Below are 15,058 nucleotides of genomic sequence, written 5' to 3'. Positions count from 1 at the left end.
TAACCCTCCCTAATATCTAATTTAACAATATCTGATTAACCCACCTCTTCCGGGAGCTTATACCACATTAGTTTTTCGCCAATCTTACTTCGCATCTGCCAATTAAGACCCTTTTTGCTGCGGTTCATGACCTCCAAAATTGCCTCAATAGCCAGCAGTATTTTCTCCCCATCCTTTTCCCCAAGCTCATAGTTATTGATCAAAAGGCGCAGTTTGGCCAAATTCAACTCGATCGTGTGAAAAAACCCCCAGTCCTTGGCCGTCCTCTCTGCGATAATATCCCTGTTAATCACCTCCTTATCTCCGGCGGCAATCTTATGATCCAGCAGCAAGGCAAACAGGTCCTTCACGTCCTTTTCATTAAGCTGGATAATTTGGATTTTCGATAAAAAGAGTTCAGCCAGGGGGATCGTCATCTTTTCCACCTTCAATCGGTCATGCAAGGGTATCGTATGGCACATCTCAAAAGTGTCCACAAAAAGATCCAGCTGCCTGTTGCTTTCTGTTTCGTAAAACAGCTGCCTCCTTCCCATATTCAGGGCGTTGAAGGCTTTATCCGGCACATAGCCCAGTTCTTTTAGCAAATTGGTTAGGCGGGGAACGTTCCCCGCTTGCGTGGCAAAATCAAGGTCTTTATAGTTTCTTGCCAGAGCCGGCAACAACGATGACTCAGAGTGCACCCGCACAGCCAACCCGCCAATCAACCGCAACAGAATACCGAAGTTGTCGGCGGCCCTCCAAACGCGCTCAGCCTCCTCCATGATGTCGGTCTTGATCCCCTCTTCCTTATTCATTCGGGCCCCTCCTTCGTGTATTCCGTCGACCACAGCGCTCGCCGGTTAGGTCAACGCTTTGCGGTAAATGGCCTCGTATCCCCGTTCATCTATGTCCCGCGTATTTTCTACGGTTTGAGGGTCATGCGCTGCTTCCTTAGCTAAGCGGGGGATGTCTTGCTCCGTAATCCCATAGTCCCTCAAAGAAGGAATCCCGACGTCTTGAGCGAGGTCTGCCACAGCCTTCACGGCGGACAAAGCTGCCCCCCTCTCATCCATTCCGTTCGTATCGACCCCCATCATCTGAGCAATTCTCTTATATTTATCCGGCCAACCCATCCAATTGTATTCCATAACCGGAGCCAACAAAGCGCCCACCGCGACCCCATGAGGAATAGAAACGATACCACCCAGCGTTTGGGCCATGGCGTGAACCGCACCCGCGCTCTCACTGCCGTAAGAAATGCCTGCCAGCATGGCCGACATCGCCATGCCATAACGCGCCTCCAAGTCGTTGCCGTAGGCGTAGGCCCGCCGCAGGTACCGGGCCGCGTAATCAACGGCCAGCAAAGCCACGGCATCCGTAGGGGACTGGGCATAGTGCGAAGTATAGCATTCAATGGCGTGACACAAGGCGTCCATTCCAGTCGCGGCCGTCACGTTTGCCGGCAGTGAGACATGGAGCATGGGATCAATCAAAGCGACGTGTGCCGCAATCAGCGGACCACCCACGTTAAACTTAAACTGCCGCTTCGGATCCGTGATGACCGCCCACTGGCTCACTTCGCTGCCCGTGCCCGCCGTCGTCGGTATGGCAATCAAAGGAGGAATGCGCTTGGTCAACGGCAGTTTCCCGTCCGCCGCTTCGTAGTCTAAGATGCTCCCTCCGTGGGCCACTTCCACCCCAATGGCTTTGGCCGTATCCATGGGGCTGCCTCCGCCCATAGCAATCAAGCCGTCACAGCCCTTGCTGCGATAGATTTCTGTTCCTTGTCCCACCAGCTCAACGGGCGGATCCGATTTAACCTGGTCAAAAACGGCGTATCGGGAATGGTTGCTGTCCAAAACATCAACCATCTTTCCCAGTAACCCTGCCTTAACTACTCCCTGGTCTGTGACAAGTAACGGTTTCTTGACTCCAAGCAGCGCAAGTTCATCTGCCAGTTGTCCGAGTGCACCCAAACCATGTTTGATAGCAGTTGGCATTTCGAAGGTTTTGACTTTAAAAGCTCTTTCCAAACGCATTCTTTTCAGCACCCCTTTACATTATTTGACCTAGTCTGTGAATCTTGGGATCACAAAAGACACCATGCTCTCAAAATGTTCATCCTATCCTTCACCCATCTCATCCCGAATCCACCCGGCAGATTTTATTTCGTTTTTAGTTCGAGCACGGTTTACACTTCATCTGTGAGCGTGGTCATGGTTCGTCCGGGGACTCGGCAGGATTGGGAAGCTGAAGTATTTTCAGGTCCTCCAAATATTGTTTGACGAAAGAATCCAGCCAGGTGTAATATCGCTTAACCTCTAATAATTTGCTGAAATCCTCCTCAGCCTCTGCTCTCGTTGGCGAACGACTTTCACCGGCCAAGATTTTTTCATACAACGGCAATACCTTATCGAGAACGGCAAAATTAAGGGCAACCTCCGTTCGTAAGTTATTGCAAAAGAAATCGCTGAAATACTGAAAAAAGTTCTTCTCCGCCACATACATGTCCTTGCGGGTTCCGCGCAGCCACACCTGTTTTGCCGCCTTAGCACCCACCAGGGTCTTGATGGTTGTGCAGACACTTGTTTTACTCATGCCCATGGCCTGACTCATGTCGTCCAGACTCATAGGCTCCTTGGCAAAAAACAAGATCCCGCAAAGGCGCCCGACCGTGGCATTGAACCCGTACAAAGACATGGTCTGGGACATCGCCTCGATCACAAGTTCACGCATCTCTTCGATATCTTCTGTCTCCGGGTTTCTCTTAGCAACATGTGTATCATCCAGATTCTTCACCTTATTTCATCCATATAGTTTATTCAGTTTTTTCTGTACACCGTCTACAATTTTAATTATAACACGGCCGCCCCAGCTGAACAGACATCAGCGCCCAACAGTCTGATTTTCATGGTGAAATGCCGTTTTATCTCTTCCAACGAATAAGGCTTAAAATCGGGTCTACACACGTCGCGTTACGCCTGGACCGAACCTCAGGCAGAGTTTTACCGGCAAAACCCTTTGCCAGGGCCGACTAACCGGACTAGCTGTGCTTCAGTCAATCCTCCGACTTTCGTCCGGATGAAATTACTCGAAAAGTCCGCTTCTGTGGGCACTTAGATACTGCCCACAGTAACTATCCTGGCCCAAAAGCGCCTGGGAGGCATAGACGAAACCCATCATCGCTTTGTCCAATGGATCAAGAATGTAGGCATCCATACCTGCCGCCATGGTCTGAATCATGAACGCCCGGTTCAAAATCTTACGGTTGGGCAACCCGTAGGAAATGTTGCTCAAGCCACAGACGGCGTGAACCCGTGGATATTCCCTCCGGATAAAACGGACGGTCTCCAGAACTGCCTGACCATAGTGATCCCCGGTGCTGATAGGCGTAATCAGGGGATCCAGGTAGATATCATCCTCCGGGACGCCGTCCGCCGTCAGATCCGTCACCAGACGGCGAATAATGGTGATACGCTCTTCCGCTGAAGCCGGCACACCTTTGTCATCCATGCACAAAGCCACAACTTTCGCCTTGTATTTTAGAACCAGAGGCAGAATTCTTGCATAGCGCTCCTTCTCGGCGGTGATAGAGTTTACCATCGGTTGGCCGTTTTTGACCCCGGCCAGCCCGGCTTCCATCGCTTCCGCCCGAGGCGTGTCGATACAAAGAGGCTGAGACACCGCTTCCTGAACCGTATCCACGAGCCATTCCATCGTCTGGACCTCATCATGCACCAAAGTGCCGCAATTCACATCGACGTAATGTGCGCCTGCCTCCACCTGTCTTTGGGCCAAGTCTTGGATAAAGGCCGTATCCTTCCGCTCGACGGCGGGCCTAATAGCTTTCCGACTGGTGTTGATTAGTTCGCCGATTATCAACATGTACTAACCTCCTCTCAACGGGAACAAGGGACGTTCAGACAAATTATTTAATCTAGTTCCCCTGGCAGCCGCTGAAGACCTTATCCTCTGCCGGGAACCCCACCTCTTCGGGGGTGGAGGAATGTCAAAGAAAACTGCGTTGCATAACCATCCTGCCGGGGGGTATGACCACAAATTCCCGATCCCAGTCCCCCCGGAAGAGTTTGGTCAAAAGTCTCACGGAACCAGGATGCTCATCATAAGCAACGTTGAGAAACCGTGCTACGCTTCTTGTGTACAGCGCAAGTTCCTCTCGGCAGCCGACCCCGGTATCGATCAAAACGACCCGCTGATAATGCTTGTATTGCGTATCAATCATCCATTGCGCATCCTCGTTGCCATACGTTTCAGCATAATTCTTAAACTCGGCCAAAGGTTCGGCCCCCTGATCGATCCAGCCTTTACTCAAATATATCGTGGCCGGATGTTTCGCGAACTCGCGGTCGTAAATTTCGCGTGCACCCATCAGGAGACTAATGCAGTCATGCACCCTCGGAATGACCAGAGTGTGGCGTTCAGAGCAGAGATTGACCACACCATAGGAACACAGGCCGTAACCAAAGAGCAGAGTATCATGGTCGGTATCGGCATCAATGCGTTTCTGAAGTTCGGACTGCAGCCGCTGCGGCACACGATGCAAGGCATATGGCAGCAGTTCCAGATCTAGATCGGGCGGGAGGACCTTTTGAACTTCGTCCGCCATAGTCTGACACGCCAGGACTTTCCCTTTCATGTTTTCACTTTCACTCCTCCCAACGGGGATGCCCAACAGCCGTAGCCATAATGCGCATTTCGAGAAACACGACATCGTCATTCGCTCCGGCCGTATGACTCACCACCTCCTGTTTTTCGACCAAAACTTCGGGATTAACAGCCCCCGCCCGTTTGGCATTTTGCAAAGCAACCGCTTCAGCCGTTTCCAGGGCATAACTTTCGGCCTCTGACAAGTTTAAAAAAGCTTCCCGTCCCCAAGGCGCATGCACCACAAAACCTCCTCCGCTGTTGGGCTTGATCAGGACGCGGAGTGTCTCCACCACCTGACCGGAGGCGGCCCCAACGGCATTGGCGACCTCGGCATGAGGCGGAATTAACACCTGAGTGTGCAGAATCTTGCCGACAGGCGGCAGGTAAGCGGAGACAGGCGCACCCAGAGCCACAATCGGGTATCCCAAGTGGACCTCCGTTTTGAACCCGTAACTGTCTTTCCCGGCCAGCATGGAACTCAAGACGAACGCAGCACCCGGTTCGCTTCCCAATTTGGCCTGCAAACCCTCCCGATCAGCCAAACTTTGCAGGACGTTCAGGCACAGGCCGGCTTCGATTTCTCGCCAAACCCTTTCAGCAAAGCGATCCGTATCCAGGCGCAGGCGGCGGGCAAGAATCCGTGCGCCCCCGGTAGCCGCCGCCACATTATAGTTGGTGAAAATCCCCAGACCGTGCAGCAGATCCGTAGGGGTAAAGGAAATTCTCCCCAACACCTGGGCCTGTTCCAATCCTTTCAGCGGCAACAAATTTGGGTCCCGCCCCAATCGCTCCGCCAGGGTGAAAATGTTGTGGGCACCGTCCTCCAGGGCCTCTACAACTTGCCGTTCCGAATTACTCCACCTATCTTTTCCAGCCGGTTTCTTAAGCAGCATCCAACAATCAGCCGGTTGAGCGTCGATGATACTCCTATCGGGGTCAGATCGGGCCAGCTCTTCAACCAAATGAGGAAACCTCTGCGCGACGACCGCCAGGGGCCAAACCCTTTTAGGGCCAATAGTCAGCTTCCGGTCAGGGGATACTTGTACATAACTGTCTCCACCCAGACCGAACGTGCTGATTTCCGCCGCCTCAGCCCGGGTTTTCCATCCGCCCACCGTGGCTCCTTCCCTGTTCATGCGGGGGCGGCCTCTTTCCAGAATCGCAATATCTGTGGTCGTACCGCCCATATCCAAAGCCAAGGCGGATTCACTTCCGGTCAAAAAGGTTGCCCCCACTATACTGGCCGCCGGCCCCGACAATAAGGTCTCTATGGGCTTTTCCCGCGTTATCTCCTCGCTCATTAAGGACCCGTCCCCTTTCACGACCATGAGAGGAGCCCGTATGCCTTTCTCTTTCAGGACCTCTTTGACCGCTATCAGGAGTTCGGCGATAATCGGCAACAGCCTGGCATTCAAACAGGCGGTTACCGTCCTCTCATGAAAGCCCAAAGTGGTTGTGAGCTGGTGCGCACAAATGACCGGCACATCCCATAGCTCCCGGACCATTCGGCCAACGCTCTGTTCATGTTCAGGATTGCGAATGCTCAGATAACCGGAAATAGCTACGGTATCGACCTGCCCCCGCATGTCCACCACGGCCCGGCGAACAGCTTCGAGGTCAAGTTCCGCAACCGGCGCACCTTTAATGTCATGCCCGCCCGCGACTACGAAAGTCCGTTGGGCGGGGAGGTCGCCCGTTGGCTCATGTCCGATGAGGATCAGCCCGACCCGGCAACCCCGTCCTTCTACAATGGCATTCGTAGCCAGGGTGGTGGAAAGAGAAACGAGATGAACCTGGCGAGGATCCAAATCGCGGATATTGTCAATACAGTTGCGGATGCCAATGGATAAATCTTCGCGCGTCGTGAATGCCTTGGCCTTTCTCTTAACCTCTTTAGTGTTGACGTCGAGCAGCACACCGTCCGTAAACGTTCCGCCTGTGTCAATTCCCAACACCAAAGGCATTGTCAGTCACTCCATTCCCCACCCATCCTAAACTTAATGGACTTTTTGTTCCGCCCGTTCGACGATGGCTCGGATCCTTTTCTGAACGTCTTGGGGCAACGGCTCGGGCTGATAATTCTCGATGATGTCTTTGACTTTTTCATTGGCACGCTGGAACAGGGTCTTGCTCCCGTTTTCCTTCCAGGCATCATACCGCTGCCGGTTAATCAGTTCCGGATAATACGTCTCTGTCTTGAAGTATTTCATCGTGTGATCCTCGGCTAAGAAATGTCCCCCCGGACCCACCTTGTCAATCAGATCCAGCGCCAACGTCTCGTCATTGACCTTGATGCCACGCACGAGACGACGGGCCATGCCGATCACGTCGTTATTGATCGTAAGATACTCCAGGGAGGATGTCGATCCGTATTCAATATAGCCTACATCGTGATTTAGATTAGGTCCGGACAAGGCTGTCATGGCGATCGACAGGGCGGCTTCAATGCCTGCCTGTTCGTCGACGACACAGGCATCGCTGCACCCGGCTGTGCCAAACATCGGCAGCTTCAGGTAATGAGCCATATCCGCCAATGCCGACATCAATAGATTAAACTCCGGAGAGCCATAACTGAAAATTGTACTCGACATATCCATAATGGTAAAGACGCCGCCCATAATAAACGGGGAACCTTCTCTGGTCGCTTGGTTAATCACCAATCCGCTGAGGGACTCGGCCAGGCCATTGGTGAGCACCCCAGCCATCGTCGCCGGAACCGTCCCACCCGCCATAACACAAGGCGTATAGACAACCGGAAGCCCTTTCCGGGCGGCCAGCACCAACTTGGACGCCGCCTCCCAGGCATGCTGCAGGGGAGAGATCGGCTCGGCATAAAGCGTCATAAAAGGATTGCGCCGCAACTCTTCCTCTCCTCCGGCAATGATCTCGCACATCTCAATAATGTCAGCGAAACCATAGATGTCATGGGCGGTCGTCACAATCGGTTTGCTTGTGTTGAGAACCTGAGCCTCAAATTGGTGGCGGTCCGATATGAGCAGGGGAACATCCTGCACGATTCCCAGGGACATGACAAAGTCCAAGTTGGGCAAGGCATCAATTACTTTGCAGGCCCAACCCACGGACTGCTTGGTCGAACGCCGGCGCCGGCCCGTATACGGATCAATGGTAAAAGGGGTGTCAGACCCCGTGCCAAAGTAAGCGTTGTTTCCTTCCAACAGCACATCCCGGGAACCGGTGCGGCTATTGCAAAGGGTTACCCTTTTCGGCACAGAATTCAAGGCCTGGTTGACCACGGCCGAAGGAATGCGCACCCGGATCCCGTCAAGCCAACAACCTGCTTTTTTCAGAATATCGCGAGCCTCCTCATCATGGACCGTTACGCCGGTACGTTCGAGAACCTCCTCGGCTGCTAGGAAGATTTCTTCACATTGAGCCGGGGACAGGATACTAAACAGGGGGGTGGCGTTAGCCACATAATTACTTTTGGCAGGCATTGTCCTCCTCCTTTCCGTCTTCGTCTCTCAGGCCAGCAGTTTCTTGCAGAGGTCGGTAGCCGAGGCTGCATCGGGCGCAAATCCGTCCGCTCCGATCTCATCGGCAAAATCCTGGGATATGGGGGCCCCACCAACGATCACTTTGACTTTGTTTCTTAAACCCTCCTCTTTCAGCACTTCGATCGTGTCTTTCATGGAGAGCATGGTCGTTGTTAACAGTGCCGACATTCCAATGACGCCCGGTTTGTGCTCCTTAATGGCTTGCAGGAATTTCTGCGGCCCCGCATCCACCCCCAGATTGACAACCGTAAATCCCGCACTCTCCAGCATCATGCCCACCAGGTTTTTGCCGATATCGTGCAGGTCTCCTTTAACCGTCCCCAGCACCACTTTGCCGGCCGAAGGCAACTCCTGCCCCACCAGCAAAGGCTTGACGAGTTCCATACCCCCGTTCATCGCCCGGGCCGACATCAGGACTTCCGGAACAAACATCTGCCCAACCTTAAAACGAGCCCCCACAACATTCATCCCTGAAATCAACCCCTGGTTAATAATCTCGACCGGATCTGTTCCCGCGTCGAGAGCCTGTTGAGTCAGCTGCTTCACGCGATCTTGCTGACCGGCGATTACGCTGTGGGCAAGATCTTCAAAGTAATTCGACATCTCTCAACCTCCTATCTCAAAGAATACGTAGTTTAAGTGTTTACATCCAACCGTGAGACTTTGGCATCTGCAAACCCCTACAAATAGGTGTGGGTCCTGTATGCCCTACTTCAGTAGGGATGGACTTCATCCCGGAGTCTCGATCTCCGGCATAAACTGTACAAGCGCGCACTAAACTCACGCTCAAAGACCTCTTCAGACGCACTCTTTGACCACTATGCCGGCGGCATAACCACCCACTTTGAAAATAAACCGTTCCACCGCGTCAGCGTTATGGCTGTTATTTGGAAATCTTCTTGGCCGCTTCGCGCGCTTCCGCCCGGTCCACGACGGTTTGGATTTGCCGCAGGACCTCGTCGGGCAATTTTTCGGGTTTGTGCGTGTTGATAATGTTTTGCGTTTTTTCCCGGATCCGCTGCCCCATGGTCTTTGACCCCTCGGCTTTCCAGCCGTCATACCTGAGGCGGTTGATCAGGGTCGGGGCCCAAAAGTCACGGAAGTGGGCCATCGTGTGCATTTCCCCAAGAAAGTGGCCGCCCGGTCCCACCGCATCGATGACATCCACTGCCAAGTGCTCGTCGTCCACTTCAATGCCTTCCAGAATTCTTTTCACCATGCCGATAATTTCGTCGTCCATTACCATGAGCTCAAGGGACCCTGTTGCCCCATACTCCATGTAATTGCAGTCATGCACAATGCTGGCACCGCTCAATCCGGCAATCAGGATGGAAAACGCCGCTTCAATACCCGTCTGAACGTCGATAACCTTGGAGTCTGAGCAGCCTCCCGTGCTGAACATGGGGATTTTCATATGGCGCGCCACATCGGTCAGCCCTGCTGAAAGCAAACTCAATTCCGTGGCACCGTAGGAGAGGATGGAACTCGACATATCCATGGTTGAAATCAATCCACCCATGATGAAAGAAGCGCCCTCGCGCACCAACTGACCGGCCACGAGCCCAACCAAGAAGTCGGCTACCGAAATAACCAAGCTGCCGGCCATCGTTGCCGGAGCCACTCCACCCGCAAACGTGCATGGAGTGTAGATTACCGGAATGTCCGTTTTCGCGGCAAATATGGCCTTGTCGATCGCCTCCTCTGAATGGCGCAGGGGCGGACTGGATTCCGAATAAAGAACAATAAAAGGATTCCGCTGGAGTTCCGCCAAACCACCCGCCACTGCCGCCGCCATCTCAACGATGTCCTGATATTGCTCAATCCCAAAGCCCCAATGGATAATGGGCTTCACCGTATTCTCCAGAAGTGCCTGAAAGGCGTGCACGTCCGCCAAAGTGGGGGTAACATCCATAGGCGTGCCATTATCCATGGCGTAGGCTATATTGGGCAGGGCATCACAGACAATTCCCGCCCGAACCGTATCAGACTTTTTCGGCCGCCGCCTTTCCCCTGTAAAAGGATCCAAGGTGTAAGTGTTGGTTGGCCCCGGCCCGTAATACACATTACTTCCTTCTAAGAACATGGATCTGTGGCCATGACGGTCCGAGATGACCACGCGCGAAGGCGTGCTACTTACAGCGCGTTCCACCAAACGAGTGGGAAAACGCACCCTGTTCCCGTCTACTCGGCAGCCTCCCTGCCGAAAAATCTCCAAAGCCGTCCGGCTGTGTACCTCCGCCCCGGTTCGTTCCAAAGCCTCAAGAGCGCCGTAATAAATATTCTCACATTGGTGTTCACTTAAGACATGAAATTGCGGAGTGGCATTGACTTGGTAATTTGCCCGTACGTACTGACTTTTCGTCAAAATTCGTTCTCTCCTTCCCTATTCGTTTTCTCTGACCATTGGTCTTTGACCGTTCATTTCTTCTGGTCATTCCATTTTCTGTCTGAGCTTTTCTCTGGTCATTCGTTTTTCGGGCCGCGTTTTTTCAGGCCAGCAGTTTCTTGCAGAGATCTGTAGCTGAGGCAGCATCGGGCGCAAACCCGTCCGCCCCGATTTCTTCGGCAAAATCCTGGGATATGGGGGCCCCACCCACGATAACTTTGACTTCGGTTCTCAAACCTTCCTCCTTCAACACTTCGATCGTGTCCTTCATGGACAGCATGGTTGTCGTCAGTAGGGCCGACAGGCCGATGACACCGGGCTTGTGCTCCTTAATGGCCTGCAGGAATTTCTCCGGGCCCGCGTCCACCCCCAGATTGACAACCGTAAACCCCGCACTCTCCAGCATCATGCCCACCAGATTCTTGCCAATGTCGTGAAGGTCCCCTTTAACCGTACCCAGCACCACTTTGCCAGCTGAAGGCAACTCCTGGCCCACCAACAAAGGCTTAACCAGTTCCATACCCCCGTTCATGGCCCGGGCAGACATCAGAACTTCCGGAACAAACATCTGTCCCACCTTAAAGCGGGCCCCGACCACATTCATCCCGGAAATCAATCCTTGGTTAATAATCTCAACCGGATCCGTTCCCGCATCAAGAGCCTGCCGGGTCAGTTCCTTTACCCGCTCCTGTTGACCGGCAATCACACTTTGAGCAAGATCTTCAAAATACTTCGACATCTCTCGGCCTCCTCGTATAAGACTAAGTCGACTTCACTAGAAGCACTGCCTTGACAAATTTGCAAAATTCGTGCCATTATGGACGATTCGTTGAAATCCACCTTTTCGGGCAAAATGTGCTTGGCCCCTTCTGAAAAACATCCCATTTTAGGATTGTGTGACGGCTAGGTGGTAAGGGTTTCGGACTTTCCTCATTTGACTCCATCCCAGTTTGGGATCATTTATCCCATTTTAAGATTCTTCCGCTTCCTCCATTCCCAAGTAAACTCTTTTGACCATGTCATTTTCCAAGAGTTCTTCGGCCGTCCCCGCCAAAACAATCTCACCCGAATCCATAACATAGCCGCGGTTAGCCACTGACAAAGCTAAAAAGGCATTTTGCTCGACCATTAGCAGAGAAATGCCCTGGCGATTGATCTGGACGATCTTTTCAAAGATACTTTCCACCATAATCGGAGCCAAACCCAAAGAAGGTTCATCCAGCAACAGGTATTGGGGTTGGGCCATGAGGGCGCGCCCAATCGCCAGCATTTGCTGTTCTCCTCCCGACAGCGTACCGGCCGGCTGGCGAAACCGCTCTCGCAGAACAGGGAAAAGTTCATAAACCGTTTCTCTGTCATTCTCTATACTCTTTTTGTCCCGGCGTAAAAAAGCACCCATGTCCAGGTTCTCCCTAACCGTCATTCCGGCAAAAACACGCCTCCCTTCGGGTACCATAGCCACTCTCTTGGCGGCTATCTTATGCGAGGGCTTTCCCGTAATGTTTTCTCCATTCAGGTTCACAGTCCCGCCGCTGGGAGAATTCACCCCACAAATAGCCTTGAGAGTCGAGGTCTTTCCGGCCCCGTTGTTACCTATCAAAACGACGAACTCGCCGTCGCCAACCGTCAGAGAAACCTCGCGTACCGCCCTAATATTTCCGTAACTGACAACCATGTTCTCGACATTAAGCATTTCACCAATCCCCTTCACCTGACATGCGCGTATGTGGTCAGCCTACTATGCCCCAAGTAAGCCTCAACTACCTTTGGATTGCGCAGCACTTCTTCTGATACCCCGTCCGCTATCTTGCAGCCATGGTCAAGAACGATAATTTTGTCGGAAATATGCCGCACCACCCGCATATTGTGTTCGATCACAACAACGGTTTTGCCCAAGTCCTTATTGATCTGAGAAATGAACTTGATTAATTCCTTAGCTTCTCGTACATTCATCCCAGCCGACGGTTCATCGAGGAGGACGATCTCGGGATCACTGACCAAGGCCCTGGCGATCTCCACCCGCCGTTGTTCTCCATAGGATAAGGCTGAAGCGTGGTAACCGGCTTTCGGCAACAGGTCCAATAGAACAAGCACCTTTTCCGCCATACCTTTCATATTTTCCTCTACACGTTTAAAGGTACCCGGAATGAAGATGCCCAGAACCTTGGGTTTTAACTTGGAATGCGTGCTGATCATAATGTTTTCCAACACTGTCATACTGGAAAACAAACGGATGTTTTGAAAGGTGCGCGCAATACCCAGGCTGTGGACCATATGTGGGGATAAACGAGCCACAGACTGTCCCCTAAATCTAATGTCCCCCTGCGTCAATTTATAAGCACCTGTGATCAAATTGAATAGGGTGGTTTTTCCGGCTCCGTTCGGTCCAATAATGCTGGTTATCTTCCCCTGTTCAATTTCCGAACTTACGTGATCTACGGCACGCACACCGCCAAAATGAACAGATGCCCTCTCAAATTCCAAGATCGCCATGCACCACCACCCCCTTTATTCCTTTTCTCCTATCCTGGCCACTTCTTTCTTCTTTATCTTGAGAAACTTCATTCCCCCGCCCATCAAACCCTGTGGGCGGAAAATCATCACCAGCACCATGATCACCCCCACGACCAGCATGCGCCATTGAACCATGAAGCTTAAGAGCTCAGGCAGAAGAACCAGAACAACCGCCCCGACGACCGGGCCGATAACGGTTCCGGCTCCGCCCAGGAACACCATAGCCAAGAGGGTCTCGGAATCTTCATAGGTAAAACTATCCGGACTAATAAACGTAACATAATGAGCATAAAAACCTCCGGCAAGACCGGCAAACATGCCGCCGATAATAAAAGCAAGGATTTTATACTTGGAAATATGAATCCCAAGAAACTCGGCGGCATCTTCATCATCCCGAATGGCCCGAAAAGTTCGCCCCAAAAAAGAGTTGCTGATCCGGAAAGCGGCTGCCAAGGCGAGGATAAATAACAGAACAATCAAATAGAGGTACATTCTTTTGTCAAATACAACCCCAAATATCTCCGGACGTGTGATGCCGGGTATTCCCATCGGACCATGTGTCAAAGAGTCCCAATTTACCAGAATCAGCCCGAATATTTCCCCAAAGCCGAGGGTGGCGATGGCTAAATAATCTCCCCGCAGACGCAGAGTCGGGAAACCCAAAAGAAATCCCAGTATACCACTGGCTAAAACAGCCAAGACTATCCCTAACCATATTGGCATCCCCAAACGCATAACCAAAAGGGCTGAAGTATAAGAACCCATACCGAAGAAAGCAGCGTGTCCGAGGGAAAACAGACCTGTTTGCCCGAGGATAATCTCTAGGCCAAGAACAAGAATGCCATAAATTGCCACCATAATCATCAAATGCAACGCATAATCACTTCTCACAAACTGGGGAACTAAAACCAGGAGAACGGCGAGCAATACATATTGCGTCAATCTCTTTTTGCTCATCTCTATCCCCCTTTACACGCGTTTTTGATAGATCTTGGCATTAAACAGCCCACCCGGTCTAAAAAGCAACACTAAAATCATAACCAGGAAAGCGATACCGTCCCGATAATTGGAGAGAAAAGCTCCTGCGAAGTTTTCCACGATTCCCAGCAAAAGCCCTCCGAACATCGCACCGGGAATACTGCCGATGCCGCCAAGAATGGCTGCCGTAAAAGCTTTCAGTCCGGCGGCGTAGCCCATGGTAGAGTAAACGGCATCATAATACATGCCCACCAGCAAACCGGCTGCCCCCCCCAGGGACGACCCAACGAAAAAGGTCACGGAGACAACGTTGTCCATATTGACTCCCATCAGCCCCGCCGTTTCCTGATCTTCCGATGCTGCCCGGATCGCTTTACCATAACGGCTGCGATTGACGAACCAATTCAGAAGAACCATCAAAACCACTGCCGTGACTAAAACCAGAATTTGAATATTGTTGATAACTGCAGACGGCCCCAGTTTAAAATCGTGCACGGCTAAGACCTTCGGCATGGGATAAGTTGCTGATCCGATCAACAGGCGAGCTAAATTAGAGAGGACAATCGACATGCCCAGAGCACTTGTTGTCACAACCAATCGGGGCGCCCGGCGCAGGGGTTTATAGGCCACGCGCTCCACCAGCACTCCCAGAATCCCCGTCAGGATCATAGTCAAGATCAGGACTGGTAAGAATTGCCCGCCAAGGAAGTGTGCCAGAAACATAGCAAAAAAGGCACCCCACATATAAACATCGCCATGGGCAAAATTGATGAACTTCATAACCCCATAAACCATGGTATAGCCTAAGGCGATGAGTGCATAAACACTTCCCAGCATGATACCGTTAATCAACTGTTGCAAAATCATTGTGCCTTGCCTCCTTCTCTCCCCGCGCTAAAACTTGTTTAGGCCGGAAACGGAAAATCCCATGTCCGGCCCAAGAACTTCCCCAAACACTATCCGATCTCACAAACCCCGGTTCCATAAATTGCCCGGTCCCACAAATTCGCGGAACTGC

14 protein-coding genes are annotated in these 15,058 nt (G+C 52.1%); all 14 read right to left on the bottom strand.

The annotated features are described in order from the left end of the window. Positions 1 to 35: 35 nt before the first annotated feature. The 14 genes from MNU25_RS06170 to MNU25_RS06105 all read right to left on the bottom strand — a co-directional run bounded on the left by MNU25_RS06170 (position 36) and on the right by MNU25_RS06105 (position 14,907). Positions 36 to 794 (bottom strand): hypothetical protein, encoded by a 759-nt coding sequence (locus MNU25_RS06170; protein ID WP_240984269.1) that lies wholly within the window; start codon positions 792 to 794, stop codon positions 36 to 38. A 45-nt stretch (positions 795 to 839) separates the two neighbouring features. Beyond that, positions 840 to 2,018 (bottom strand): iron-containing alcohol dehydrogenase, encoded by a 1,179-nt coding sequence (locus tag MNU25_RS06165; RefSeq protein WP_277350664.1) that lies wholly within the window; start codon positions 2,016 to 2,018, stop codon positions 840 to 842. Positions 2,019 to 2,193: 175 nt separating this feature from the next. Next, the gene (locus MNU25_RS06160; protein ID WP_240984267.1) at positions 2,194 to 2,778 is read right to left on the bottom strand and encodes a GbsR/MarR family transcriptional regulator; all 585 of its coding nucleotides are present in this window, start codon (positions 2,776 to 2,778) and stop codon (positions 2,194 to 2,196) included. A 288-nt stretch (positions 2,779 to 3,066) separates the two neighbouring features. Next, complete coding sequence (locus MNU25_RS06155; RefSeq protein WP_240984266.1) at positions 3,067 to 3,864, bottom strand: methyltetrahydrofolate cobalamin methyltransferase; 798 nt, start codon at positions 3,862 to 3,864, stop codon at positions 3,067 to 3,069. Between the two features lie 124 nt (positions 3,865 to 3,988). Beyond that, a complete protein-coding gene (locus MNU25_RS06150; protein ID WP_240984265.1) occupies positions 3,989 to 4,636 on the bottom strand; it encodes a DUF1638 domain-containing protein in 648 nt (215 codons plus the stop codon). 10 nt (positions 4,637 to 4,646) lie between these two features. Beyond that, positions 4,647 to 6,611 (bottom strand): hydantoinase/oxoprolinase family protein, encoded by a 1,965-nt coding sequence (locus tag MNU25_RS06145; RefSeq protein ID WP_240984264.1) that lies wholly within the window; start codon positions 6,609 to 6,611, stop codon positions 4,647 to 4,649. A 33-nt stretch (positions 6,612 to 6,644) separates the two neighbouring features. After that, complete coding sequence (locus tag MNU25_RS06140; protein WP_240984263.1) at positions 6,645 to 8,102, bottom strand: trimethylamine methyltransferase family protein; 1,458 nt, start codon at positions 8,100 to 8,102, stop codon at positions 6,645 to 6,647. Between the two features lie 27 nt (positions 8,103 to 8,129). Then, positions 8,130 to 8,765: a cobalamin B12-binding domain-containing protein gene (locus MNU25_RS06135; protein ID WP_240984262.1), complete on the bottom strand. Its 636-nt coding sequence runs from the start codon at positions 8,763 to 8,765 to the stop codon at positions 8,130 to 8,132. Between the two features lie 280 nt (positions 8,766 to 9,045). Next, positions 9,046 to 10,527, bottom strand: coding sequence for a trimethylamine methyltransferase family protein (locus MNU25_RS06130; protein WP_240984261.1), 1,482 nt, complete (start codon positions 10,525 to 10,527; stop codon positions 9,046 to 9,048). Positions 10,528 to 10,651: 124 nt separating this feature from the next. Further along, on the bottom strand, positions 10,652 to 11,287 hold the full coding sequence (locus MNU25_RS06125) for a cobalamin B12-binding domain-containing protein (protein WP_240984260.1): 636 nt from the start codon (positions 11,285 to 11,287) through the stop codon (positions 10,652 to 10,654). Between the two features lie 231 nt (positions 11,288 to 11,518). Beyond that, positions 11,519 to 12,241, bottom strand: coding sequence for an ABC transporter ATP-binding protein (locus MNU25_RS06120; protein ID WP_240984259.1), 723 nt, complete (start codon positions 12,239 to 12,241; stop codon positions 11,519 to 11,521). 14 nt (positions 12,242 to 12,255) lie between these two features. Next, complete coding sequence (locus MNU25_RS06115; protein ID WP_240984258.1) at positions 12,256 to 13,041, bottom strand: ABC transporter ATP-binding protein; 786 nt, start codon at positions 13,039 to 13,041, stop codon at positions 12,256 to 12,258. A gap of 15 nt (positions 13,042 to 13,056) precedes the next feature. Then, positions 13,057 to 14,019 (bottom strand): branched-chain amino acid ABC transporter permease, encoded by a 963-nt coding sequence (locus MNU25_RS06110; RefSeq protein ID WP_240984257.1) that lies wholly within the window; start codon positions 14,017 to 14,019, stop codon positions 13,057 to 13,059. Positions 14,020 to 14,031: 12 nt separating this feature from the next. Beyond that, positions 14,032 to 14,907 carry a branched-chain amino acid ABC transporter permease gene (locus tag MNU25_RS06105; protein ID WP_240984256.1) on the bottom strand — a complete coding sequence of 292 codons (876 nt, stop codon included), beginning with the start codon at positions 14,905 to 14,907 and terminating at the stop codon, positions 14,032 to 14,034. Positions 14,908 to 15,058 lie beyond the last annotated feature (151 nt).

The organism is Acididesulfobacillus acetoxydans (assembly GCF_902729405.1).
GTDB lineage: Bacteria > Bacillota > Desulfitobacteriia > Desulfitobacteriales > Desulfitobacteriaceae > Acididesulfobacillus > Acididesulfobacillus acetoxydans.
This window is presented reverse-complemented; position numbering and strand designations above follow the sequence as displayed.